General features: G+C 66.1%; 25 protein-coding genes. 5 read left to right on the forward strand and 20 right to left on the reverse strand.

What is annotated here, in order from left to right:
• Positions 1-7: 7 nt before the first annotated feature.
• From pal to ruvC, 12 genes are all read right to left on the reverse strand, one after another.
• Positions 8-520, reverse strand: a complete 513-nt coding sequence (gene pal / locus ACFC2Y_RS04520) for a peptidoglycan-associated lipoprotein Pal (RefSeq protein ID WP_375175243.1) — start codon at positions 518-520, stop codon at positions 8-10.
• A gap of 78 nt (positions 521-598) precedes the next feature.
• On the reverse strand, positions 599-1,924 hold the full coding sequence (gene tolB / locus ACFC2Y_RS04525) for a Tol-Pal system beta propeller repeat protein TolB (protein WP_375175242.1): 1,326 nt from the start codon (positions 1,922-1,924) through the stop codon (positions 599-601).
• Positions 1,921-3,051 (reverse strand): energy transducer TonB, encoded by a 1,131-nt coding sequence (locus tag ACFC2Y_RS04530; protein WP_375175241.1) that lies wholly within the window; start codon positions 3,049-3,051, stop codon positions 1,921-1,923. The genes tolB and ACFC2Y_RS04530 overlap by 4 nt, the downstream gene beginning before the upstream one ends.
• A 9-nt stretch (positions 3,052-3,060) precedes the next feature.
• A complete protein-coding gene (gene tolR / locus ACFC2Y_RS04535; RefSeq protein ID WP_375175240.1) occupies positions 3,061-3,531 on the reverse strand; it encodes a protein TolR in 471 nt (156 codons plus the stop codon).
• 150 nt (positions 3,532-3,681) lie between these two features.
• Positions 3,682-4,377 carry a protein TolQ gene (gene tolQ, locus ACFC2Y_RS04540; RefSeq protein ID WP_375175239.1) on the reverse strand — a complete coding sequence of 232 codons (696 nt, stop codon included), beginning with the start codon at positions 4,375-4,377 and terminating at the stop codon, positions 3,682-3,684.
• Between the two features lie 121 nt (positions 4,378-4,498).
• A complete protein-coding gene (gene ybgC / locus ACFC2Y_RS04545; protein WP_375175238.1) occupies positions 4,499-4,888 on the reverse strand; it encodes a tol-pal system-associated acyl-CoA thioesterase in 390 nt (129 codons plus the stop codon).
• A gap of 74 nt (positions 4,889-4,962) precedes the next feature.
• Positions 4,963-5,955, reverse strand: coding sequence for a Hint domain-containing protein (locus ACFC2Y_RS04550; protein WP_375175237.1), 993 nt, complete (start codon positions 5,953-5,955; stop codon positions 4,963-4,965).
• Positions 5,956-6,259: 304 nt separating this feature from the next.
• Positions 6,260-6,955, reverse strand: coding sequence for a hypothetical protein (locus tag ACFC2Y_RS04555; RefSeq protein WP_375175236.1), 696 nt, complete (start codon positions 6,953-6,955; stop codon positions 6,260-6,262).
• Positions 6,956-6,959: 4 nt separating this feature from the next.
• On the reverse strand, positions 6,960-7,991 hold the full coding sequence (gene ruvB, locus ACFC2Y_RS04560; RefSeq protein WP_375175235.1) for a Holliday junction branch migration DNA helicase RuvB: 1,032 nt from the start codon (positions 7,989-7,991) through the stop codon (positions 6,960-6,962).
• 9 nt (positions 7,992-8,000) lie between these two features.
• Positions 8,001-8,387, reverse strand: a complete 387-nt coding sequence (locus ACFC2Y_RS04565) for a hypothetical protein (RefSeq protein ID WP_375175234.1) — start codon at positions 8,385-8,387, stop codon at positions 8,001-8,003.
• Between the two features lie 3 nt (positions 8,388-8,390).
• The gene (gene ruvA, locus ACFC2Y_RS04570; protein WP_375175233.1) at positions 8,391-9,059 is read right to left on the reverse strand and encodes a Holliday junction branch migration protein RuvA; all 669 of its coding nucleotides are present in this window, start codon (positions 9,057-9,059) and stop codon (positions 8,391-8,393) included.
• Complete coding sequence (gene ruvC, locus ACFC2Y_RS04575) at positions 9,056-9,556, reverse strand: crossover junction endodeoxyribonuclease RuvC (RefSeq protein WP_375175392.1); 501 nt, start codon at positions 9,554-9,556, stop codon at positions 9,056-9,058. Before ruvC ends, ruvA begins: the two co-directional genes overlap by 4 nt.
• Here ruvC and ACFC2Y_RS04580 point away from each other — a divergent pair.
• Entirely contained in the window at positions 9,546-10,088 is a 543-nt protein-coding gene (locus ACFC2Y_RS04580) for a DUF1127 domain-containing protein (RefSeq protein WP_375175232.1), read from the forward strand. The two genes, ruvC and ACFC2Y_RS04580, sit on opposite strands and share 11 nt — an antisense overlap.
• Before the next feature lie 100 nt (positions 10,089-10,188).
• On the opposite strand, the gene ACFC2Y_RS04585 is transcribed toward ACFC2Y_RS04580, so the two are convergent.
• From ACFC2Y_RS04585 to ACFC2Y_RS04605, 5 genes are all read right to left on the reverse strand, one after another.
• Positions 10,189-10,548 carry a hypothetical protein gene (locus ACFC2Y_RS04585; RefSeq protein ID WP_375175231.1) on the reverse strand — a complete coding sequence of 120 codons (360 nt, stop codon included), beginning with the start codon at positions 10,546-10,548 and terminating at the stop codon, positions 10,189-10,191.
• A 77-nt stretch (positions 10,549-10,625) separates the two neighbouring features.
• Positions 10,626-11,498 carry a 50S ribosomal protein L11 methyltransferase gene (locus tag ACFC2Y_RS04590; RefSeq protein ID WP_375175230.1) on the reverse strand — a complete coding sequence of 291 codons (873 nt, stop codon included), beginning with the start codon at positions 11,496-11,498 and terminating at the stop codon, positions 10,626-10,628.
• 30 nt (positions 11,499-11,528) lie between these two features.
• Entirely contained in the window at positions 11,529-12,920 is a 1,392-nt protein-coding gene (locus tag ACFC2Y_RS04595; RefSeq protein ID WP_375175229.1) for an MATE family efflux transporter, read from the reverse strand.
• A complete protein-coding gene (locus tag ACFC2Y_RS04600; RefSeq protein WP_375175228.1) occupies positions 12,898-14,127 on the reverse strand; it encodes an MFS transporter in 1,230 nt (409 codons plus the stop codon). The genes ACFC2Y_RS04595 and ACFC2Y_RS04600 overlap by 23 nt, the downstream gene beginning before the upstream one ends.
• Before the next feature lie 233 nt (positions 14,128-14,360).
• Positions 14,361-16,556 carry a primosomal protein N' gene (locus ACFC2Y_RS04605; protein WP_375175227.1) on the reverse strand — a complete coding sequence of 732 codons (2,196 nt, stop codon included), beginning with the start codon at positions 16,554-16,556 and terminating at the stop codon, positions 14,361-14,363.
• A 136-nt stretch (positions 16,557-16,692) separates the two neighbouring features.
• Between ACFC2Y_RS04605 and fsa the strand changes: the two genes are divergently transcribed.
• The 3 genes from fsa (at position 16,693) to ACFC2Y_RS04620 (ending at position 19,362) form a co-directional block, all read left to right on the forward strand.
• Positions 16,693-17,346, forward strand: a complete 654-nt coding sequence (fsa, locus tag ACFC2Y_RS04610; protein WP_375175226.1) for a fructose-6-phosphate aldolase — start codon at positions 16,693-16,695, stop codon at positions 17,344-17,346.
• 379 nt (positions 17,347-17,725) lie between these two features.
• Positions 17,726-18,430, forward strand: a complete 705-nt coding sequence (locus tag ACFC2Y_RS04615; protein WP_375175225.1) for a DUF484 family protein — start codon at positions 17,726-17,728, stop codon at positions 18,428-18,430.
• Positions 18,430-19,362, forward strand: coding sequence for a tyrosine recombinase XerC (locus tag ACFC2Y_RS04620; RefSeq protein ID WP_375175224.1), 933 nt, complete (start codon positions 18,430-18,432; stop codon positions 19,360-19,362). The genes ACFC2Y_RS04615 and ACFC2Y_RS04620 overlap by 1 nt, the downstream gene beginning before the upstream one ends.
• A gap of 138 nt (positions 19,363-19,500) precedes the next feature.
• Here ACFC2Y_RS04620 and ACFC2Y_RS04625 read toward each other — a convergent pair whose 3' ends face one another.
• The 3 genes from ACFC2Y_RS04625 to ACFC2Y_RS04635 all read right to left on the reverse strand — a co-directional run bounded on the left by ACFC2Y_RS04625 (position 19,501) and on the right by ACFC2Y_RS04635 (position 22,632).
• Positions 19,501-20,208, reverse strand: a complete 708-nt coding sequence (locus ACFC2Y_RS04625) for an alpha/beta fold hydrolase (protein WP_375186408.1) — start codon at positions 20,206-20,208, stop codon at positions 19,501-19,503.
• Between the two features lie 67 nt (positions 20,209-20,275).
• A complete protein-coding gene (locus ACFC2Y_RS04630; RefSeq protein WP_375175222.1) occupies positions 20,276-21,046 on the reverse strand; it encodes an alpha/beta hydrolase in 771 nt (256 codons plus the stop codon).
• Positions 21,047-21,339: 293 nt separating this feature from the next.
• The gene (locus tag ACFC2Y_RS04635) at positions 21,340-22,632 is read right to left on the reverse strand and encodes an MFS transporter (protein WP_375175221.1); all 1,293 of its coding nucleotides are present in this window, start codon (positions 22,630-22,632) and stop codon (positions 21,340-21,342) included.
• A gap of 124 nt (positions 22,633-22,756) precedes the next feature.
• On the opposite strand from ACFC2Y_RS04635, the gene thrS reads away from it, so the two are divergent.
• The gene (gene thrS, locus ACFC2Y_RS04640) at positions 22,757-24,736 is read left to right on the forward strand and encodes a threonine--tRNA ligase (protein ID WP_375175220.1); all 1,980 of its coding nucleotides are present in this window, start codon (positions 22,757-22,759) and stop codon (positions 24,734-24,736) included.
• Positions 24,737-24,859 lie beyond the last annotated feature (123 nt).

The raw sequence follows: 24,859 nt of genomic DNA on the forward strand, positions 1-24,859 counted from the left end.
CGCTGGCTTAGCTGATCGCCCCGGCGGCCAGGACGGTCACGGCGCGACGGTTCTTTTCATAGCAACTTTCTACCGAACAGATCTCGATCGGGCGTTCCTTGCCGTAAGTCACGGTGCGCAGCCGCGCGGCGGAAACGCCCTGCGTGATTAGATACTCGCGCACCGAATTGGCGCGGCGGTCCCCGAGGGCGAGGTTGTATTCCCGGGTGCCCTGTTCGTCGGCATGGCCTTCGATCACGGCAGTATAGTCGGCGTTGGCCATCAGCCACTGCGCCTGGGCGTTCAGCACCGCGCGGGCGCCGTCGGACAGGGTGTGCTGGTCCACGGCAAAGAGGACACGGTCGCCAACCGACTGCTGGAAGTAGAGCGGCGAGGCCGGATCATTGGCCGATCCGGGAACAACCGCGCCATTGGCCCCGGCCCCCAGGTTCACGTCATTGTCGAAGCGGCGGCTGTTGTCACAGGCCGCAAGGGCCAGGACGGCGATGAGCGTCAGGGCCGCGCGTTTTGCATGTTTCATCTCGTGCCTTTGTCATTGTTTGCCCGACTGTATCATCTGGCGGGCGTGTGGAAAACTCTTGGCCCCGGCGGGACCGGATTACTTCTGCAGTGGCGACCAGGACGGGTCGGAGGCCGCACCTTCCGTCCGCACCTGTTTCAGGTTGCGGCCGGAGATATCGACGGAGTAGAGCGCAGCCGCCCCCTGTTCCCCCTGGGTCTCCCGGGTGAACATGATGACACGACCATTGGGCGACCAGGTCGGCCCCTCGTCGAGGAAGGAGGCCGTCAGCAACCGCTCCTCGGAGCCATCGGTGCGCATGACCCCGATATGGAAACGGCCCTTGGATTGCTTGGTAAAGGCCACCAGATCGCCGCGCGGGGACCAGACGGGCGTGCCGTAGCGGCCCTGGCCAAAGCTGATGCGGCGCGGTTCGCCGCCACCGGCCGGCATGATGTAAAGCTGTTGAGAGCCCGATCGGTCGGACTCGAACACGATCTGGGTGCCATCGGGCGAGAAGCTGGGCGCGGTTTCGATGGAGGGGGCCGTGGTCAGCCGGACCGACTGACCGGAGTTGATGTCCATCGAATAGATGTCGGTATTGCCCCCCTGGCTGAGCGAATAGACCACCGTCTGCCCGTTCGGCGCAAAGCGCGGGGCGAAGGACATGGTGCCCTCCGGCGTGGTGAGGGTGCGCCGCCCGACCGAGGCCACGTCGAGGACGTAGATCCTGGGAAAGCCCGTTTCGTAGCTGGTATAGAGCACCCGGTCTCCCGTGGGCGAGAAGCGCGGGGCGAGGACGATCGAGGAACTGTCGGTCAGGTACTGGGTATTGGCGCCGTCGTAATCCATGATCGCCAGACGTTTGCGGCGGTCGTCCTTGGGGCCCGTCTCGGACACGTAGACGACGCGGCTGTCGAAATAGGGACCCTCGCCGGTGATGCGGGAATAGACCGTATCGGCAACCTTGTGCGCCATGCGCCGCCAGCCCGCCGTGGTGCCGGAGAACTGCAGGCCATCGCCCATCTCCTGCCCGGAGAAGACGTCGTAGAGGCGGAACTTCACGTCCACGCGGTCGCCCTGCACGCTGACGCTGCCGGTGATGAGGGCCTGGGCGTTGATCGCCTTCCAGTCGGCATATTGAACCGGACTGGAGAAACTGGTGACGGAGCCGATATGCGCGCTTTGCGGGATTTCGCGGAACAGGCCGGTGCCGGTCAGGTCGCTGGACACGACCCGGGTGATATTGGCGGCCATCTCGCCCGCGCCGCCGGTCTCGGGCACGAAGTTCGGGATGGCGAACGGCAGGGGTTCGATGACACCTTCGGTGATCTCGATCCTCAGCGGGCCGTCCTGCGCGATGGCGGGGGCGGTGAAGGCCATGGCGGTGGCCAGAATGGTGATAAGCCTGGTGAGATGTTTCATTTGATCCGCATCTTCTCCGGGTTGAAGGTCATTTCAATCTCGCGCCAGTGGTCGTACTTGTCCACCGGCAGTCCAAAGCCGCTCGCGCCACAGCGAATGATTGCGCGTCGTGCGGCCTCGAAGGCCTGGCGTGCTGCGGTGCCGGACCCGCCCGACGAGGTCAGCATCCGGATGGTTTCCCCCCGGGGCGTGCCGTTGTCGTTCATTTCCACCGCGACCACGACCGTTGTCTTGAGCGCGTCCGTCGACAGGCTGCCGGTGTTCCAGCAGGCGGAAACGGCGACGCGCAGCGCCTCCTTCTCGCCGCTGGTGAGCGGCGGGCCGGAGGGACCGGCGGGCGGGGTTTCCGGGGTCGCCTCCGATGCGCCGGAGAGGGCGCGGTTCAGCGCGTCGTTGATCGCGTCCTTCTGTTCCGGCTTCGGCGTCGGCTCCGGCGTCGGGGCGGGTTTCGGCTCCGGTTCCGCCGCGGCGGTTTGCACCGGGCGGCTGGCGGGCGGGCGCTTGGAGGTCTTCGGCAAGCCGTCGCCCGTCTCGTCAGCTTCGGTCAGGATGCGGGTCGTCGCTTCCTCCGGGGCCTTCTCGTCCTCGGCGGGCTGGACATCCTCGGCGGTGTCCGCAGGCGCGGTCGGGGCCTGCGGGCTTTCGCCCACAGGTATATCGCGATCTTCGCGCAGGACCGGGCGGGGGGCGACGCGGGGAATGTCGCGCGGCGCGTCGTCGGGGGTCTCTGGCACCACGGCAGCCACGTCTTCGGACGGCGGCGTGATCGTGTCGGTGCTGTCGGAGACCTCGGCCTGCGGGGTGGTCAGGTCGGGTTGCTCCGGCGCCTCCTCCGGAGCCGGGGCTTCGGCGGTTTCGGGCGGCGTCTGCGCGGGGGCGCTGTCGGCCTGCGAGGGGGCCTCGGGCGGGGTGTCGGCGGCCTCGGGCGCAGGCAATTCGGCGATGTCGGTATCCGCGCCCGGCGCCTGATCGACCGGCGGGGTGAGCGCGGCAAATTCCTCGGGCGAGACCAGCGCCACGTCCGTCACCTCGATGGCGTCATCAGGCGGCAGGGAAAAGCTGCCGATCAACGCCCAGGCGAAGAGGGCCAGATGCCCTGCCCCTGATATGATGTGCCCCGTATGCATGTGACCGGATCAATTCCCACCCAGGGTCGGCCCGCCGGGATCGGTGACCAGGCCGATGTTCTTGAACCCGCCCTTGTTGAGCGCGCCCATCACCTGCATGACCTGTTCATAGGGGACGGAGCCATCGGCCCGCAGGTAGATGCGGTCGCCGTCGCGTTCGGTGGCGATGGCGCGCAGTTTGGGGATCAGCTCGTCCCGGGCGGTTTCGGTGGTCTGAATCATCACCGTGCCCTCGGCGGTTACGGTCACGGTCAGCGGCTCCTCCTGCTCCGTCGGGAGGGAGTTGGCGGCGGTTTCCGGCAATTTGACCGGCACGCCCACGACCATCAGCGGGGCGGCAACCATGAAAATGATCAGCAGCACCAGCATGACGTCGACAAAGGGCGTGACGTTGATTTCCGACATCGGCTGCGCGCGGCCGCCGCGACGACGCCCCCGGCGGCCCCCGCCGCTTGCCTTGGAGATAGTTCCGGCGCCCATTTATGCGGCCCCTTCTGCGTTCTGGATCGAACCGCACGAATTGACGTCCCGCCCCCCTGGGGCGGCGCTTCTGCGCCACCCCGCGGGACGGCGCCGCCCTTCGGACTCAACTCCGAGCTGGGATTTGGGGAGAAGGCGAAGTTCCATCTCTCAGGCGTCCAGCTGGCGGCTGAGGATGGTGGAGAATTCGTCGGCGAAGGCCTCGTAGTTGCCGACAATGCGGTCCGCATCGGTCGAGAGCTTGTTGTAGAAGATCACCGCCGGGATGGCCGCCAGAAGGCCCAGGCCGGTCGCCAGCAGCGCCTCGGCGATGCCCGGCGCGACGACGGCGAGGTTGGTGTTCTGGCTTTCCGCGATGCCGATGAAGGCATGCATAATGCCCCAGACGGTGCCGAAAAGCCCGACGAAAGGCGCGGTGGAGCCGACGGTGGCAAGCACCGGCAGTCCGGATTGCAGACCCTCGGCCTCCTTGGCGATGGCGACGTCCATGGAGCGGTCGATCCGGGCCTGGGCTCCGGCGATCATGCCGCCATCCTCGCGGTGCGAGCGGCGCCATTCGGTCATGCCGGCGGCAAAGACCCGATGCGCGCGGCCCGCCGGGTCCGGTCCGATCTGTTCGTAGAACTCGTCCAGCGGCTCGCCGGACCAGAAGGTGCGGTCGAATTGCGCCGCCTCGCTGCGGGCGGCGCGGTAGGTGATGATCTTCTGTATGATGATCGACCAGGACCAGAAGGAGGCGGCGACAAGCATCAGCATCACCAGCTTCACGGTAAAGGTCGCGCGTGCGAAGAGCGCCCACATGGAAAAATCCATGTTCTGCGCCAAGGTCAGTGTCTCGGTTTCCATTCTGCCTGCTCGTCAGCCATAGGATATGGGCCGTCTTTCGCGGCCTCGTTGTCCCGGAATGTAGCGGATCACAAGATGAAACGCCAACACATTGGCGTGTGCGACCGTTACAGGGTGCGTTCTAGTGCATCTGGCGGCGGATATTTGCCGGGAGCCGGGCGGGATGGCCCGTCTCTGCGATGGCGACGATGGTGACATGCGCGGTGAAGAGCACCTCACCATCGCGCAGCACGTCCTGTCTGAGGATGATGCGCGCGCCGGTGACCGCCTCGGTCGAGGTCTGCACCTCCAGTTCGTCGTCGAAGCGGGCGGGCGAGAGGTAATCCGCCTCGACCCGGCGGACGGCGAAGACGGTGCCGGTTTCCTCCTTCATCGCCTTCTGATCGACGCCCAGGGTCCGGATCCATTCGCTGCGGGCGCGTTCGATGAACTTCAGGTAGTTGGCGTAATAGACGATGCCGGCGAGGTCCGTGTCCTCGTAGTAGACGCGCAGGGTAAAGCGATGTGTCATGACCCGTCCTTTCGTTGCCCCCGCTATGCCCGTGCCCTGCCCCGGGGGCAAGACCCGGGTGGACCGGCAGACGATCAGGCGACGACGAGGCGCAGTGCTGGACGTTCGGGGCGCGGTGACAGTTCGATCAAACCACGTTTGGAGTTTCGCACCTGGCGCGCCACCAGCTGCCGGGCCTTCTTGCCGACATAGAGGCTTTCGGCCGGGGCGCCATTGGCCAACAGGACCTGATGCCCCTCGACCAGCAGATGGATATATTCGGTCGGGCGGATGCCCCTGACCCGCGTGATCCCGGGCAGGCCGACGAACCAATGGGCGGGCACCAGCACCTCCTCTTCGCCGAACATCCGCTCCGCGACGCGGGACTTGAGCATGATGCGATGCTGTGGCGAAACCTCCAGCGGGCGTTCGGGCAGGTTTTCCCCCAGGGACCCGACCTCGAACCGAACCGGCATGACCTCCGGATGGCCCGCCATGTCATCCAGGCGCAGTTCGCGATTGCCAACCCAGAGCACGGGGACGCAGGTGCCCTCGATCGTGCGAACGAGGTCGCCTGGACCGAGCTTTTCGATCGGGCGGGCCCCGGAGGGGGTCGCGATCATCGTGCCGGGGGTGAAACAGACATAAAGCGAGGAATAGGCGACCGAGGGGTCATTCGTCGGCCCCTCCTCCATGATCTGGTATTGCTGGCCGGGCACCAGGCGGTATTCGGTCGCGAAGCCGAAGCCATTGCCGGAAACGCCCGCATCGTAGTGATAGATGTAGAAATCATCGGCCGCGGTGCCGCCCACGGGACGCACCCGGTACTGGTACTCAGGCGTGATGCCGGATCCCGCGCTGGCCGTGCCATCGCCCTGGGACAGGGATTGGCTGAGGTCCTGGCTGCCGTCGCCGTCGGAGAAGAAACTGTCGTTGTCCTCGATATCGAAGACATCGGGGTTCGAGGTGACCGAGAAGATCGTGCCGACAGCGCCACTCCTCCCGGTGTCATCATCCTCGAAAGGATCCTGACCCGAGTGGATCACGACGTCATTTACGTCGTAGCCTGCTATCGTATACGTCGCCATGCTCGTGGCCTCGACGGTTCATGCTCTCGCCCGGCGCATTTTCGCGCTCATGACGAACTACCCAGCCCACAGACTGGCGGTTAAATGGGGCGTGGCGATGAAGGGAATTGGGTTCTTTCACAGCGGTGCCGCAATGACCTTAGGCCGCCAACCTTTACAAAGTGTCAAAGGCGGAACTGCATCAATGTGCATCCCCTATGTATGTTTGTAGAATTTCATTAAATCTCAGCGCCTTATGCGGCGACCGATCATGTGACGCCATATCGCGTCAAATTTCCGCTCCGAATTCCGTCAGAAATCCGCCTCAATTCCGGGGCAGCCGGGCGAATATCCGCAGGGCATGGGCGGCGTCCCTGGCCGAGGTCGGCAGGACCGGGTCATAAGCGGCGCCCACCACGGCCGAGATCAGCGGATCGACACGCGCCAAACCATCCTGCCCGTGCACCAGCGGGGATTGCGCGGCGAAGGCTGCCGGTCCCCAGTCCAGGATGGATTTCACCGCCATTTCCAGGCCGATCTCCTCCGCCGGGCGGCGGGCGAAATCGCCGGTCATCCGCAGAAAGACGAAGGAGGCCCGGATCGCCCCGTCCGGATCAAAGCGGAACAGCCGATACTGGCTGGCATCGGCCGCGATCAGCCGGGGTACCAGCGTGCCCAGTTCCGGCAGCAGCTGCGCCAGCCCGTCCAGCGCGGCCATCTCCGCCCAGTCCTGCAGGAAGAAGACCATGAGGTTGGTGCCAAGCTCGGGGTCGGTCTCGCCCATGGTGTGGCCCGCCATGGCCACCACGGCTTCGATTGCGCCCTTGAGCGGCGGCAGGCTCTGCTCCTCCACCCCGAAGATCACGGGCACGATCGGGCGGCCCCATCTGGCGAAATGATAGGTGCCATCCTCGCGGGTGAAGAGGCGTTCAATCTGGTCCGGTTGCGGCATGACGGCTGCGGCAGCTCCGATCGGGGCGTGATGGGTCGTGTCGTTGCCCCGTCCCGTCCCGAAGCGCAAGACCTTATTCGAAAAGCGTCCCCTGCCCCGCTGCGCGCGGTGGTTCCAGCCCGATGTGACGCCAGCCCTTGGCGGCCAGCATCCGGCCGCGCGGGGTGCGCTGGATCAGGGCCTGTTGCAGCAGGTAGGGTTCGATCACCTCTTCCACCGCGTCGCGGCTTTCGCTGAGCGCGGCGCAGAGGGTTTCGATGCCGACCGGCCCGCCCTGATACTCCACCCCGATCATGTTCAGATAACGCCGGTCCGCCCCGTCCAGGCCGAGGTTGTCGACCCCGAGGCGGGTGAGCGCATTGTCGGCCAGGTCGCGGGTGATGGTGCCGTCGCCTTCGACCACGGCGAAATCGACCACGCGGCGCAGCAGGCGACCGGCGATACGCGGGGTGCCCCGGGCGCGGCGGGCGATTTCTCGGGCGCCCATGTCGTCGGCGGGCGCCCCCATCTTGCGGGCGTTGCGGGTGACGATGTCGTGCAACTCGTCCTCGGTGTAGAACTGCAGGCGCGTCGGGATGCCGAAGCGGTCGCGCAGGGGCGTGGTCAGCAGGCCGAGGCGGGTAGTCGCGCCGACGAGGGTGAAGGGCTGCAGCTCGATCCGGACGGTGCGGGCGGCGGGGCCTTCGCCGATGACGAGGTCCAGTTCAAAATCCTCGAGCGCCGGATACAGCACCTCTTCCACCGCCGGGTTCAGGCGGTGGATCTCGTCGATGAACAGGACATCGCGCGCCTCGAGGTTGGTCAGGATCGCCGCCAGATCGCCCGCCTTGGCCAGCACCGGGCCGGAGGTCATCCGGAAGTTGACCCCAAGCTCGCGCGCCATGATCTGTGCCAGCGTCGTCTTGCCGAGGCCGGGGGGGCCGTGGAACAGCGTGTGATCCATCGCCTCGCCGCGCTGGCGGGCGGACTGGATGAAGACCCGAAGGTTCGCGCGCGCCTCTTTCTGGCCGATGAAATCATCCAGCGTCTGCGGTCGCAGCGCGCGGGTGTCGTCGGCGTCTTCGGGCAGCGGATCGGGGCGCAGGGTGGGATCGGAGTCGGACATCTCGCCTCTCTACAGCCCTTCGGCGCGGGCTGCACGCCAGCCCATCACACAGAACCCCAGCATGAAGACATTGGCGACAAAGTCGATGGCCATACCGGCGGAAAAGAGCGGCTCCACATAGAGAAAGTAGTAGTTGAAGCCGAAGAAGGGCAGGAGCGCGATACCGTAAGCAAGGAAGCTCCACCGGGTGAACCGGCTGGTCAGAATGAACATGGAACAAAGCAGCGCCTGCGCGCCGAAAGCCCCGATGGTGACGTTGAGGATGCGGTCATCCATGCGCACCTCCGGCCGAAGCGACATAAGCTGCACGGTCGAGGGGGAGAGCAGCGCCCAGGCCCCGAGGGTGAGGAAGGGCACGGCGATGAGTATCTGCCATGTGCGGGCGGAGATGGCCATGCGTTACCCCTTCGGTGCGAGTTTCTTGAGCGCCGCACGGATCAGGGTCGGCGTGTCGGCCTCGGGCGTTTCTCCGGCGGCTTCGGCAACGGCGGCGGCGGCTTCGGAAGGGGCGTAGCCGAGGTTGCCGAGGGCCGAGAGCGCCTCGGCCTGGGCGCTGGCGGAGGGGGCGGGCCCCGGCACGGGTTTCGGGGGGCGGGGCGATGGCGTGTCGGGTTCAATGACATCATCGGATGTGGTGGTTGGCGCCGTGCCGCCCATGGCCATGACGGCGGGGGCCTTGTCCTTCAACTCAAGTACGATGCGCTGCGCGGTCTTGGGGCCGATGCCCTTGGCCGCCTTGACCGAGGCCTGATCGCCCAGGGCAATCGCCCGCGACAGGCCGTCCGCGCCGAGCGCGCCAAGGATGGCAAGCGCGCCCTTGGCCCCGACCCCCTGAACGGAGGTCAGCAGGCGGAACCATTCCTTTTCGACCAGCGTCGGGAAACCGTAGAGCTGCAGCAGGTCTTCCCGCACGATGAGTTCGGTATAGAGCGCGGCGGCCTCCCCCGGGCCGGGCAGCGCCATGAGTGTGCGGTCGGAGGCGAAGACGACATAACCGACACCGCGCACGTCGATCAGAACGTGGTCCGGCCCCCTCATGTCGATGCGGCCTGCGATCCGCCCGATCATGCGCGCACCTGTGCGGCCTTCAGTGCGGCTGCAGAGCCCATGTGATGGGCGTGGCACAGCGCGATGGCCAGGGCGTCGGCGGCATCCGGGCCGGTGAACTCCACCCCCGGCAATTGCAGCCGCACCATGTGCTGGACCTGTTCCTTGGCCGCATGCCCGACACCGACAACGGATTTCTTGATCGTGTTCGGGGCATATTCCCCGACCTCCAGCCCGTATTGCGCCGGGACCAGCATGGCGATCCCCCGCGCCTGCCCCAGCTTCAGCGTGCTGGCGCCGCTGGAGTTGACGAAGACCTGTTCCACCGCGGCCATCTCCGGCGCATGTGCGGCAAACACGTCGGTCAGCGCGCGGTGCAGGGCCAGGAGGCGTTCGGCCATCGACGACCCGGTGCCGTGGCACTGTCCGTTCGCGACATGGCTGATTCGGCTTCCTGCCACGGAAATGACGCCCCAACCGAGATTTCGGAGCCCCGGATCGATCCCGATGACCTTGATACTGCCCATTCCCGTGCCTGCGGTGTTGTCCTTTTGGCAACATCTAGCACGAAACGAGAACATCCGCCAAGAGACAACCGTTCGGGACGCAAGATCCAAAAACGACATCGACTTTCCCCGCAGCGACAGCGGCGTCGGAAACAGACATCGAAATGCCGAAATCCGGCGGGTTCCGAAGGCGGATTATTTACGCTCTATCAACACTTTAGGCAGCATTTCGAGTTATGCATTCGCGACATGGAACCTATGCAAAAATGCCTCTTCCGCGGGCGCTTCTGCTCGTTATATGGGCGCTGTGAAAACTCTGCTTTCAGCCAAGGAGCGCACCATGCCTGTCTATTCCATGTCCTACACGACGCAGTCCGGCTTTGCCGTTGCATTCGGTCAATTCGGCCGGACCGTTTCGAACGTCCACCTCGCCATCCGCGAGTGGAACAACCGCCGTGTCACCCGCAAGCTGCTCGGTCGTCTTTCCGATCGTGAACTCGCCGACATCGGCCTCCTGCGTTCGGAGATCGACACCCTCTCCTGACCCCTTCAGCTCCTGCTGAATAGAAAGGCCGCGTCCCGTCAGGGCGCGGCCTTTTCTATTGCCTGCGTGGCTGAACGAAGGGACCCGACCGGGCCGCCCGCTAGCCAAAGAAATATGTGATCACCTGATAGACCCAGAGCGTCACCGGATCGATCTGCATCAGGTAGGAGCCGATCTGATCGGCGGTATCCCCCTGCCGCATCCCGGCCACCTTGGCGGTATAGACCGAAAAGCCCAGTTGGTAGAGCAGGAAGCCCTTGAAGCTCAATACGACGGCGGCGATGATCATCATCGCGCGCAGCGGGATGAGGCGGCCGATCTGACGGCGCCGCTGGCCCGAGGGGGTCAGCTTCATCAGACCGTTCTCGTCAATCTCGAGCCGGTGTCCCTCTTGCAGAGCCGCTTTCTTTTCCGCCAGCCGCTCCAGCCGCTGGTCGAAATTTGCGAATCCGTCTTTCATATCCGTCTGCTCCTGCGGATTTGTCGCTGAACCGCACGGCTACCCAGAGAATTGGGCTACAGTTTGACCGAAATCGGTCAAACCGGTTTTTTGAGCAGAAGGGTCGTCCAGTCGCCGATGACCTCGGCCTCGACCTTCTCAAGTCCCTCGGCGACATAGGCCGACGCCACCGCATCTGCCTGCTCGTTCAGCAACCCCGACAGGATCGCATGCCCGCCGGGCGCCAGATGCGCGGCGAGGTCGGGGGCCAGGTCGATCAGCGGACCCTTGAGAATATTGGCGAAGATCAGTCCATAGGGCGCGCCCGCGCCGATCTGCGGGTGGTCAAAGCCCGTGGCCTCCAGACAGGTGACGCGACCCGCCATGCCGTTGGCCGCCAGGTTGGCCTCCGCCACCTCCACCGCCACGGGGTCGATATCGCTGGCCAGAGGAACGCCGGGCCAGATGCGGGCGGCGGCCATGGCCAGAACGGCGGTGCCGCAGCCGATGTCGGCCACCTTATCGGCCACCACACCCTGGGTCGCCAGCCGGTCCAGCGCGCGCAGACACCCCTGGGTCGTGCCGTGGTGACCGGTGCCGAAGGCCATGGCGGCCTCGATCAACAGGGGTTCGACATCCTCCGGAACGCTGTCGGCATCGTGGCTGCCGTAGAGGTAGAAGCGCCCGGCGCGGATCGGGGCCAGTTCGCGTTTGACCTTGGCCACCCAGTCGGTCTCGGGCAGTTCCGACACGGCAAAGGGCTTGGCCGCGTACATGGTGGACAGCAGGGCCAGCCCGGCCTCGTCCGGGGCCTCGTTGAAATAGCCGCCGACCTCCCACAAGCCGCTGTCATCCTCGATCTCGAAGACGCCGACGCCGTAGGGTTCGGGGCTCAGGGCCTCCATCGCCTCGCCGAGCGCCTCGGCCTTGTCCTTGCCGGGAAGAGTGGTGAGCGCGGTGAAGGTGGGCATGATGTCGTCCTCTGTGGGGTCCGCTGCGGCCTAGTCCGCAGGGCGTTCCGCGTCAAGCGCGGGCGGGTTGGAGGCCAGCAGGCGGTTGATCAGCAGCAGGCCCAGAAGCCCCGCGCTGGTGCCCGCGATGACATTCGCCAGCGCCGGGGCCACCATCACACCCGTTGCCCCGAAATACGCGCCGATCAGAACCGCCAGCGGGTAGATCAGGACAAGATCACGGGCCCAGTTCGCAAACGTCGCCCACATCGGTTTGCCGAGGTTGTTGAAACAGGAGGCCGCGACGAAGAGCGTCCCATTGAACAGGAAGGAGGCTGTGAAGATGTAACAGAAGGCCAGGACCACCCCCTGCCCCGCCCCGGTGATGCCGAAGCCCGCGATGATATGCGGGGCCAGCAGCGACATCAGCGCCCAGGCCACCGCGGTATAGCCCGCGCAGAAGATCAGAGCGTCAAGGTAGGCCCGCCGCACGCGGTCCATCCGCCGGGCGCCGAAGTTCTGCCCGATGATCCCCCCGATAGCGCCCGAGAGTCCGTAAATGCCCCCGAAGACCAGCATGATCAGGCGCAGCGACACGGCGAGGCCCGCGACCGCCTCCGGCCCGAAGGGGGCCATGGCCAGGGTCAGCAGCCAGTTGCCGATCGGGGTGGAGGATTGGGTCGCCATGGACGGCCCGGCAATCTGCATGAGCGGGCGGATCGTGCGGCGCAGGTCCGGGACGGAGGGCCGCGCCATCAGGTCGTGGCGTCGGATCATCCAGGTCAGCCCGATCACGATCATGAACAGGCGCGAGATGACGAGGGAGATTGCCGCGCCGGTCACGCCAAGGCCTGACCAGACGATGAGGATCGGATCCAGCACCCCGATCAGCATCCCCGGGATCAGCGTCACCAGCATCGACCGCCACGGATCCCCGGCCGCCCGCAGGATGCCCGCCGACGCGACGCCGATGGCGATCAGCGGCAGGGACAGGACCGTGATCGAGACGATATGCGCCGCAACCTCCAGAGTCTGCCCTTCCGCCCCGGTCAGGGCCAGCAGCTCACGCCGGAAAATGAAGGTCAGCACCGCGAGGATCGCCTGTATCGTCGTGCTGACGAGTATCGTGGTCGTCGCGAAGGCGCGCGCATCATCGGCCCGCCCCGCCCCGATGTTGCGCGCCACCAGGGCGACACCGGCGATCATCATGCCAAGCGCCACGGAGACCACGAGGAACTGGATCGTCGCGGCAAACCCCATGGCCGCGACCAGCACCACATCGTCCAGCCGACTGACCCAGAAAAGCGCCATGACATCGACGAGGAACAGGAAGCTCAGCCCGACGGAGCCGGACATGGTCATCACCACGACGTGCCGCATGGTCGATCCGGTGACGAAGCGCGCGTCGATCCGGCGGGCGTTATTCTGCGGGGGTAAAGACACGGGTGAAGACGGTCTCGTGGCCAGGTTCCGGGTGGCGCGGGATCAGCAGGGCAAGACAGAAGGAGGTCGCGGCGAGTCCGGCCGCCAGAAAGAAGACGGCCCCCGGGGAGATCAGCCAGAGGTAGCCAAGCCCCGCAGGCAGAAAGACCGCCGCGATATGGTTGATGGTGAAGGCCACGGCGGCGGTCGGGGCGATGTCACCAGGGTCCGCGATCTTCTGGAAATAGGTCTTCAGCGCCAGCGCCAGCCCGAACAGCAGGTTGTCGATCACATAGAGCGCCGAGGCCAGCAACACCCCCCAGCCAAAGTAATAGATGCCCCCGTAAAGAGTGAAGACGATGACGAGGCCGATATATTCGAACCGCAGCACCCGGGCCTCGCCGTAGTGGCCGACGGCTCGGCCCATCAGCGGGGCCAGGATCATGTTGGCCACGAGGTTGATCAGGAAGAGCCCTGTCACCTCATGCACATCGAACCCGAAGCGTTCGACCATCATGAAGCCGGCAAAGACGACAAAGATCTGCCGCCGTGCACCGGCCATGAACTGCAACAGGTAGTAGAGCCAATAGCGGCGGCGCAGGATGAATTTCTTGACCTGCGGATTGGGCGCCTCGAATTGCGGAAAGGCCACCATGGCATAGATGGCCATCGCCGCCGTCAAACCACCGGAGATCAGGTAGACCAGATTATAGGTCAGGCCGAGCGGCTCCCACAGCAGCATGATCAGACCGTAGGAACACAAGGTCGCCGCCGATCCGGTCGCCAGCAGCTGGCCCAGAATGCGCGGCGCGTCCTTCTTGGGCAGCCACTGGAGCTGCAGCGACTGGTTCACCGTCTCGTAATAATGAAATCCGATGGAGCTGAGCAGGGTGATCGTCAGGATACCACCGAGGCTGGGAAACCAGGCGGTGACTGCGGTGGCTACCCCCAGCATGGCCAAAGACACGAGGCCCAGAACCTGTTCGCGCACGACCATGATCAGGGCGATAACCCCAATGGCCAGAAATCCCGGAATCTCCCGTACCGTATGCAGCCAGCCGATATCGGCCCCGTCGAACTGGGCCACCTCGATGACGAAGTTGTTGAGCAGCGCGGACCATGTGGCAAAGGCGATCGGCATGGCGGCGGCCATGAGGAACAGCAGGGTTCTCGGCCTGCGCCACACCGGCAGATGCCGAGCGTCATCCAATTTAACTGTCCGAGTCATGTTTTTTCTCTACGCCCAATTTTCGGGCTTGGCGAGAGAGGCTGGCTTGAATCCGTGAAATACCAAACCTGCGCCCCGGCAAAGGCGATCATGCATCTGTCGCCTAGCGCCAACCCGACGCAGACCCCAAGGCTCACGCGGATCACCGCGCCGCCGCGCACCTTTCTTTTTGCCGGAAATATCCTGGGGGGGCGTGCGGCACGCGCGGGGGGCAACGCCCCCCTCAGCCACCGTCAGTAAAAGCTCTGCGGGTCGATATCCACAGCCACGCGCAGATCCTTGTGCGGCCGCAACTGCCCGACCCATTGCGCCACCGCACCCTGCAGCGCCGTGCCCTTGTCGGCCTTGACCAGCATGCGCACGCGGTGCCGCCCCCGGACACGCGCAATCGGCGCGGGCGCGGGGCCGAAGACTTGCGCGCCGATGGCGGTCAACGGCCCGGCGCGGCGGGCCAGGTCCTGTCCGGCGGCAAAGGCGACCTGCGCATCGGTGGCCGAAAGGATCAGCGCGGCCAGGCGGCCATAGGGCGGCATCCCGGCGGCGCGGCGCCCCTCGGCCTCCGCCTGCCAGAAGGCTTCTTCATCCCCGGTCAGGATGGCGCGGATCACCGGGTGTTCGGGCTGGTGCGTTTGCAGCAGCGCCTCGCCCGGGGCCTCCGCCCGGCCCGCGCGGCCCGCCACCTGCCGCATCAGTTGAAAGGTCCGTTCGGCGGCGCGCAGGTCGGAGCCCTGCAGCCCGAGGTCGGCGTCGATCACCCCGACCAGGGTCAGGCGCGGGAAGTTGTGGCCCTTGGCGACCAGCTGCGTTCCGATGACGATGTCGACGTCGCCCTCCGCGATCTCGGCAATCGCCTCCTTCAGCGCGCGGGCGGAGGAGAAGAGATCGGACGACAGCACCGCTGTCTTGGCATTCGGGAAGACCGCCGCGACCTCCTCCGCCATGCGCTCCACCCCCGGGCCGATGGCGGCGAGCTTGCCCTCGACATGGCAGGAGGGGCATTCGGTCGGCATCGGGCGGCTCTCGCCACACTGGTGGCAGACGAGGCGTTTGAGAAACCGGTGCTCTACCATCCGCGCGTCGCAATGGTCACAGGCGATCTGTTCGCCGCAGGCCCGGCAGAGGGTCACCGGGGCATAGCCGCGCCGGTTGAGGAAGAGCAGCGATTGCTCCCCCTTGGCGATCCGCGCCTGCACCGCCGAGGCGAGTGAAGGGGAGATCCAGCGGCCCGGCTCCATCCGCTCGGCCCGCATGTCGATCGACTGCATCGTGGGCAGGACGGCCACGCCGAAGCGGCTGTCCAGATCGACGCGGTCGTATTTCCCCGCATCCGCATTGGCCCAGCTTTCCAGCGACGGCGTGGCGGAGGCCAGGACGACCCGCGCGCCCGCCAGCGAAGCGCGCAGCACCGCCATGTCGCGGGCGTTGTAATGTACCCCGTCCTCCTGCTTGTAGGAGGTGTCGTGTTCCTCATCCACAACGATCAGGCCGAGGTCGCGATAGGGCAGGAAGAGGGCAGAGCGCGCACCGACCACCAGCTGCGCCTCGCCATGGCCGATCATTTTCCAGGCGCGGCGGCGTTCGGTCATGGTCACGCCGGAATGCCATTCCACGGGTTTGGCGCCGAACCGTTCTTCCACCCGGACAAGGAACTGTTCCGACAGGGCGATCTCCGGCAGCATGACCAGCGCCTGACGTCCTGCGGCGAGGCAGGCGGCGACGGCCTCCAGATAGACCTCGGTCTTGCCCGACCCGGTGACGCCGCGCAGCAGGGTGGTGCCGTAGCGCCCCTCCTTCACGCCATCGGTCAGGCGGGCGGCGGCGGCGGCCTGGCTGTCGGTCAGGGGCTTGCCGCGACGGTCGGTGTCCATGCGGGGGTATGGCAGATCGCGCGGGGCCTGTTCCTCCCGCACCGCGCCGTGTTGGACCAGCCCCTTGACCACGCCGGAGGACACGCCCGCCATATCCGCCAGTTCCTTCAACGTGAAGGAGAGGCCGCCGTACTCCTCCAGAACCTCCAGAACCCTGCGGCGGGCGTCAGTCATGCGGTCGGGCTCGCTGTCGCCCAGGCGATAGACTTTCTGCATCGAGGGCGGGTCGCTCAGCCCCGGGGCGCGGGTGGCGAGGCGCAACATGGCGGACATGGGGGTCAGGGTGTAATCGCCCGCCCGCAGCAGAAATTCGCGCATATCCTCGCGCATCGGCGCGGCGTCCAGCACCTTGGTGACGGGTCGCACCTTGCTGTAATCGAAGTCCCCCTTGCCCGGCCCCCAGATGACGCCCAGCACCTGACGCGGGCCAAGCGGGACCTGCACGAAGGCCCCCTGCATGCATCCGCCCTCGGGCGCCTTGTAATCGAGGAACCGGTCGATTGGCTGGGTGGTCAGGACCGACACGAGCTCTCCGGCGGCGTAATGGGAAGGCAGGTCCAAGGGTGACTCCGGTCTGTGGCGGCGGCGGGCGATCCGGGGTTTCGGAGCGTCCCCCTATCGGGTAAATCGCGGGCGACGTCTTTCCAACCCCCCGGGCGCGCATCCCAGCACCCCGGCCCAGCCCAAGAGGCCAGAGATGAAGTTCTTTGTCGATACCGCCGATGTCCCCGCCATTGCCGAGCTGAACGAACTTGGCATGGTCGATGGTGTGACCACCAACCCCTCGCTGATCAAGAAATCCGGGCGGGATATCATGGAGGTGACCAAGGAAATCTGTGACCTGGTCGACGGTCCGGTCTCCGCCGAGGTCACTGCAACCGATGCCGAGACGATGATCGCCGAGGGGCGCAAGCTGGTGAAAATCGCCGACAATATCGCGGTGAAGGTGCCGCTGACCTGGGACGGGCTGAAGGCCTGCAAGGTGCTGTCGGAAGAGGGCAACATGGTCAATGTGACGCTCTGTTTCTCGGCAAACCAGGCACTGCTGGCGGCCAAGGCGGGCGCGACCTTCATCTCGCCCTTCATCGGGCGGCTGGACGATATCAACCTCGACGGGCTGGACCTGATCGCCGATATCCGCACGATTTACGATAATTATGGGTACGAGACAGAGATCCTCGCCGCTTCGATCCGGACGGTGAATCACGTGACCGAATGCGCCAAGATCGGCGCCGATGTAATCACGGCGCCGCCCGCGGTCATTCAGTCGATGGTCAAGCATCCGCTGACCGACAAGGGGCTGGATGCTTTCCTGGCGGATATCAAGGCAGCGAATATCTCCATCCTCTGAGGGGTCGTTCCGGGACGGTGAGGTCATCCCCGGCCTTGCGCCGGGGCCGGGCTTGCCCCGGGGGCCTTGTGGCACTCGGTAGACGGGAAGGCAGGAGATCCTCGGGTCGAGCCCGAGGATGACGCCGTGCGAATGCAAGCCCGTCACCGCCTGCCCCAAACCGCACGTAACAGAGTCCCACTCGCCGACAGCACAACAGGTCCCCTCTCCCCCCGGGGGAGAGGGTCAGGGTGAGGGGGCAGCGCCGCGCCGCCACCCACGTCTGTTCCCCTGAGGACTCACCCAAGCGATTTTTTTCCTGACCCCGGGTTTGGCCCTGCCAAGGGCCGCCACCTCTGCTATCATACCAAAAACAAGACCAGGCAGGCCTGAGACAGACATGACCGACGCCAAGATCGACCCGTCCCTTCGCGAAAAGATCCTCGCGGAGCCTGATGCCATTCTCGACGACCAGGACCTGATGCAGGCGCTGATCGCGGCCAATGACCGGGCCGTGGGCTCCAATGTGGTGGACCTGCGCGGCGTGGCCATGGAGCGGCTGGAAGCGCGGCTGGAGCGGCTGGAGGACACACATCGGTCTGTCATCGCCGCCGCCTACGAAAACCTGGCCGGAACCAATCAGGTGCATCGCGCCGTGCTGCGGATGCTGGACCCGCTGGATTTCGAGAGCTTCCTGCGCGATCTGGCGGGCGAGGTGGCGGACACCCTCGGCGTGGATCACATGCATCTGGTTCTGGAAACGGTACAGACGGACGACGATCCTGCCATCAGCCGCGTCGGGTCGGTTCTGAAAGTCGTGCCCCCGGGCTTCTGCGAAGATTACGCCGACGGTGGCCGCGGCGCGCCGCCGCGCCAGGTCACCCTGCGCCAGGTGCAGGAGGGGCATTTCGCAATCTACGGCAAGGCCCATGAATGGGTGCGCAGCGAGGCCTGCCTGCGGCTGAACTTCGGCCCAGGTCGCCTGCCCGGCATGCTGGTCATGGGCGCCGAGGATCCGCATCAGTTCACCCCGCAGCATGGCACGGACCTCCTGGGGTTCTTCGCCGGCGTCTTCGAGCGGACGATGCGCCGCTGGCTGGACTGATGAGTCTGATGATCTCCGACGCCGCGCGGGATGCCCTGGCGGACTGGCTGTCGGGGATGAAATCCCTGCGTGGCGCGTCGGAGGCCACGCTGGACGCGTACCGCCGCGATCTGACCGACTTCCTGTCCTTCATGACGGAGCATCTGGGCGGGCCTCAGGGCCTGTTCGGGCTGGGCGCGATCCGGACCTCCGACATGCGCGCCTGGATGGCCCGGGAACGCAGCGCCGGCCTGGGCGCACGGTCGTTGGCGCGAAAGCTGTCGGCGGTGAAGAGTTTCTATCGCTGGCTCGCCTCGCGGGAGGGATACGACGTCACGCCCGTCCTGTCGGCAAAGGCGCCGAAGTTCCAGAAATCGCTCCCCCGCCCGCTGGCCGAAGATGCGGCCAAGGCGATGATCGACACGGTCGGATCCTGGGATGAACGCCCCTGGGTCGCGGCGCGGGATGCGGCGGTGCTGACGCTGCTGTACGGCTGCGGCTTGCGGATATCGGAGGCGCTGTCGCTGACCGTCGCCGACCTGCCCCTCGGCGACACGCTGCGCATCACCGGCAAGGGCGGCAAGGAGCGGATCGTGCCGGTCATCGCCCCCGCCCACGCGGCGGTGGAGCGTTATTTCGAGCTGCTGCCCTATTTCTCCGAACCACATCAGCCCCTGTTCCGCGCGATCCGTGGCGGGGGGCTGTCGCCGCGCACGGTGCAGAAGGTCGTGGCCCAGGCGCGGATGGCGCTAGGCCTGCCGTCCTCGGCCACGCCCCATGCGATGCGCCATTCCTTCGCCACCCATCTGTTGAGCGCGGGGGGCGATCTGAGGTCCATCCAGGACTTGCTGGGCCATGCCTCGCTGTCGACGACGCAGGTCTATACGGCGGTGGATACGGCGCGGCTGATGGAGGTCTATGACGCGGCGCATCCCCGAGCAGGGAAGCGGTAGCTGGGCGGTTGGCGCGCTGAAGCCCGCTTGATGGACGGCGTCATCCTCGGGCGCGACCCGAGGATCTCCGACCGCCACTCACCGGGAGGCCGAGAGGCCCCGGGTCAGGCCCGGGGCGCGGGGTGCCCGGCATTGGCATCACGCGGCCTTCTGCTTTGCCTCCAGCCAGTCGCGCAGAATATGCGCCACGGCCCCGGGGTCTTCGAGCGTGGGCAGATGGCCGGCGGTTTCCAGGCAGGTGAACTCCGCCCTGGGGGCAAGCTCCGCCATGAAGGCCTGGCGTTTCGGCGTGACGATCGTGTCGTGCTGACCGGCGATGATCTGCACCGGGCACTGCGCGCGATAGAGCGTGGACTGGTGATCCCGGCGGCGCTGGATCGCGCGTGTCTGGATCTGCAGGCCGGTCAGACCGTGGAACTCCGCCATCTCGGCAAAGGTCTCCAGCACATGCGCCCGCCCGACACCGGGGGCCAGGGCCTCCGGAGGCAGGGTGGCGCGCACGGCTTCGGCAAAGCGGCCCGCACGGGCCTGCACCAACAGGGGTTCGCGATCGGCAGAAACCTCTGGCGCATCCGGAAAGACATCCGTGGCAATCAGGCAGAGGCGTTTCACCCGCTCCGGCGCCTTGCGCAGGATCTCCAGCGCGACGGTCCCGCCAAGCGAGGCCCCGACCAGCGCGAAACGCGGCGGCAGGTTGGGCAGCAGGGTCGAGGCCATCTCCTCGCATCTTTCGCCGATCAGCGGGGCTTGTATGACGATGCGGGACTGCGACAGGTCAAAGGCCTGCGCGAGAAACATCCGCTGATCGCACAGGTATCCCGGAAGGAATACGATCGGTAATGACATCTGGGCCTGCCCCGCCTCTTTTGGGGAATCGTCTCACATCTGGCCAACAGGTCAACCCCTGCGGGTATTACCGTTCCGCGATTACGGCGGAAACCTGCGCGATCATCTCTTCGATCAGGGTCAGGTTCTCCGGTTCGGAGAAACGGTGATCGGCATCCTTGACCAGGGTCAGGCGGATGTCCGGCCCCTCCGCACGTTCCATCAGACGGTAGGCGACCGAGAGGTCCACCGCCTCGTCCGCGGTTCCGATAAGAAAGCGGGTCGGGAAGGGCAAGGGCAGACGGTCGCGAAGGACGAGGTGATTGCGCCCGTCCTCGATCAGCCGTTTGGTGATGATATAGGGCTCGCCGTAATCCGACGGCAGGCTCACCTGTTCCACCATGTCCAGCGCCGCCCGCTGCGCCGCATCGAACCCGGCCCACATGCTGTCCTCGGTGAAATCCGGGGCGGCGGCGATGGTGACGAGGCCCGCGACCTGGTCGGGGATCGCCTGCGTCATCAGCAGCGAAATCCACCCCCCCATGGAGGAGCCGACAAGGATCTGCGGCCCCTCGGTCAGTTGCGTGATCGCGGCGCGCGCATCTTCGGCCCAGTCGCCGATACAGCCTGCGGTGAACTCGCCGTCACTCTCCCCATGGCCGGAATAGTCGAAGCGCAGATAGGCCCGGCCCTGCTGTTTCGCCCACTCCTCCAGCGCCACTGCCTTGGTCCCCTGCATGTCGGATTTGAACCCGCTGAGGAAGACGATCCCCGGCCCCGCGCCCTCGGTCCGGCGATAGGCGATGCGGCGGCCCTGCGGCGTGGTCAGGTAATCGGGGGCTGTGTCCGGCGCGGTCATGACGCTCCTCCTGTGATCGGGCAAGGTGTGCCACGCGGTAAAGCAGGGTGCAATCATTCGACGAACGGCCCACGACACCTGCGGTCGAAAACAAGGGCTGCGTCGGTCCGAGGGGTGGCGCAAATGCACCGCCTGTCACGCCAAAGGCGTGCTAACCCAATATCGGCGCACCTCCGGTGCGACGGGGGCGGACCGGCGCAGCCCGGCGTGCCGCCGGGCGGGACATATAATCGGTGAGGCAATAAGACCCTGAGTTGAGCGGACAATTATCTTAAAACAACATGATTGCTGTCCTAAACGCTCTCGACCTCCCGCAGCGTCATCGCCATCGCGCCTCCCGCGGCGGCCATCGCGGTGAACCCGGCAAGGGCCCAGGTGGCGCCGACCATGCCCAGCCCGCCGCCGAGGGCACCGACGGCCAGCAGGATCAGACCGATCGAGAGGTTCGCGACGGCGGCGTAGGTGGCCCGGTCGCTTTCGGGCGACATGTCGACGAGATAGGTCGACCGCCCCTGCCGCACCCCGTGATAGGCCAGCATCAGCCCGAAAAGCACCGCAGGCCCTGCCCAGACTGTGGAGGACAGGCCCGCCGCCGCAAGCCCCAGCATGATCGCCAGTGCCGCCGCAGCGGTGCCGCCCGACAGGGCCAGCACCAGCCGGGAGGAACGGTCCGCGAGCCGCCCCCAGACGAAGGAGCTGACGAAGGAGGCCGCCGCCGAGGCCAGCACCAGCGCGCCGAGCGCGCTGAGCAGGTTGTCCCCGCCCTCGCTGGTCAGCACGACGATCCACGGCGGGGCGAGCGCGGTGGAGACGAGCAGCCCGCGCACGAGGATGAAGCGGCGCAGCAGCGGGTCCTGCCGCAGAACCGACAGGACCGGGGGAAGGCCCGCACCGGCGGACACCTCCGCCTCCGGCTCCTCGATCCGCGAAAAGATCGCGGCCGCGGAGAGCCAGAAGACCCCGGCCAAAGCGATGGCGATCAGCACCGGCCCGCGATCCTGCAACAGGCCGGAGACCAGGAGCAGCGCGAAGATCACAACGCCGACCGAGGCGACGGAGCCCGCCAACCCCGTCACAGCACCCCGCCGCGTTTCGGCGACCGTGCGGCCCAGCACATCCTTGGTGGACACCGAACAGGCCGCCCGCGACACGGCGAGACATGCCAGCAGGATGCAGATGGCCAGCCCCGCCGCCGTGCCCTCCAGCAGCAAGCCCGCCAGCGCGATGCCGAAGGCCGAGACCCCCTGACCGACGGCTCCGGCGGCCCAGATCCGCTTGCGATGCCGGGTCCGGTCCACCAGCCCGGCAAAGGCCACCTGCGGCAGCAGCGCCCCGGCCTCCCGGATCGGGACAAGGGCCGAGGCCAGGGCGCCGGGGGCGCCAAGCGCGGTCATCAGCCAACTCAGCACGAGCTTGGGGTCGATCAGCCCGTCCGACACTTTCGTCAGGCTCAGGCTCGCGACGATGCGCAGCCCGTTCCGGGCCTCCTTCGGGTCGGGGTGTTCTGCCCCCGAGATACGGCCGAACAGGGCCGATGCGCGGGTTGCGGCGGCGGAAGTCGCGGCATGTTCATCTGTTGCAGTCATAGTCGCCTTCCGCATTTTCGTGGTTTCGCCGCTTGACTCACGGCGAGACGCGATTCACTTAGGGCGCACCGACATACCCGCAACCGGGCGTTCCGTGGGCGCCAAACTGACGAGGAGGACAGACATGTCCCAGATCACCCTCACCTTTCCCGATGGAAATACGCGGCAAGTCCCTGCCGGGATCACTCCGGCCCAGGTGGCCGCCGATATTTCCACCTCGCTTGGCAAGAAGGCGATCAGCGCGTCGGTGAACGGCGCGCATTACGATCTGCAGTGGCCGATAGACGCCGATGCCTCTATCGCGATCCACACCCTGCAGGACGACGAACAGGCGCTGGAACTGATCCGCCACGACCTCGCTCATATCATGGCGCGCGCAGTGCAGGAGATCTGGCCGGACGTGAAGGTCACCATCGGGCCGGTCCGCGATTATGGCTGGTTTTACGATTTCGACCGGGCGGAGCCGTTCACGCCCGAAGACCTCGGCCAGATCGAGGCGAAGATGAAGGAGATCATCAACGCCCGCGATGACGTCCGGACCGAGGTCTGGGACCGCGCCCGCGCGCGCAAGCATTACGAAGACACGAACGAACCCTACAAGGTCGAACTGCTGGACCGCATTCCGGGCGACGAGCCGATCCGGATGTACTGGCACGGCGACTGGCAGGACCTCTGCCGCGGGCCGCACCTGCAATCGACGGGCCAGGTTCCGGCGGACGCCTTCAAGCTGACCCATATCGCGGGCGCCTATTGGCTGGGCGATGCGACGCGCCCGATGCTGCAGCGGATCTACGGCGTGGCCTTCAAGAACCGCAATGACCTCAAGGCGCATCTCAACATGCTGGAGGAGGCCGCCAAGCGCGACCACCGCAAGCTGGGCCGGGAGATGGACCTCTTTCACATGCAGGAAGAAGCGCCGGGTCAGGTCTTCTGGCATCCGAACGGCTGGACCGTCTACACCGAGTTGCAGGACTACATGCGCCGCAAACAGCGCAAGGGCGGCTACCGGGAGGTCAACACCCCCCAGGTCGTCGACCGCAAGCTGTGGGAGGCCTCCGGCCACTGGGAGAAGTACCAGCACCACATGTTCATCGTGGAGGTGGACGAGAGCCGCGATGGCGAGAATGACGATGCCTCCGCCAAGAACAAGGACCACACCCGGATCAATGCGCTGAAGCCGATGAACTGCCCGTGCCACGTGCAGGTCTTCAACCAGGGCCTGAAATCCTACCGCGACCTGCCGCTGCGGCTGGCGGAGTTCGGCTCCTGCGCACGGTTCGAACCCTCGGGCGCGCTGCACGGCATCATGCGGGTGCGCGGCTTTACCCAGGACGATGGCCATATCTTCTGCACCGAGGATCAGATCCAGGAGGAATGCGCGCGTTTCATCGACTTCCTCGCCGATATCTATGCCGAGCTGGGCTTCCCGGAGTTCGAGATCAAGTTCGCCACCCGTCCGGAAAAACGGGTCGGCACCGAGGAATCCTGGGATTACGTCGAGAACGCGCTGGAAAACGCGATCAAGGCCGTGGGACGTGACTACACGCTGGAACCCGGCGACGGGGCCTTCTACGGGCCGAAGCTGGACTTCTACCTGACCGACGCGATCGGCCGGGTCTGGCAGTGCGGCACCTTCCAGGTCGACCCGAACCTGCCGGAGCGTCTGGGCGCCAGCTATATCGGCGCAGATGGCGACAAGCACCGGCCTTTCATGCTGCACCGGGCAACGCTCGGGTCGTTCGAGCGGTTCATCGGCATCCTGATCGAGGAACATGCCGGCAAGCTGCCGGTCTGGCTGGCCCCGCGCCAAGTGGTCGTGGCCTCCATCGTGTCGGATGCGGATGACTACTGCCGCGAGGTGGTCGCGGCGCTCCAGGCCGCCGGAGTGCGCGCGGAGGTCGATCTGCGCAATGAGAAGATCAACTACAAGGTCCGCGAACACTCGCTTGGCAAGGTGCCCTACATCCTCGCCTGCGGCGGCCGCGAGGTCGAGGAGCGCACGGTGTCGGTCCGCAAGCTGGGCGAAAAACAGACCTTCGGCGCGACGCTGGACAAGATCGTGGCGCGGCTGAAGGACGAGGCCACGCCGCCGGACCTGAAGTAACGCAAAGGGGCGACGGCACCTTCGTCGCCCCTTTCTTTTTGCTGCAAATATCCTGCGGGGGTGCGGGGGTGCAAAACCAGCCGTTCTGGCTAATGTGGAAGGTTCCTACACAAGCTCTTGCGC

Source organism: Pseudooceanicola sp. (assembly GCF_041987405.1).
Lineage (GTDB): Bacteria > Pseudomonadota > Alphaproteobacteria > Rhodobacterales > Rhodobacteraceae > Pseudooceanicola.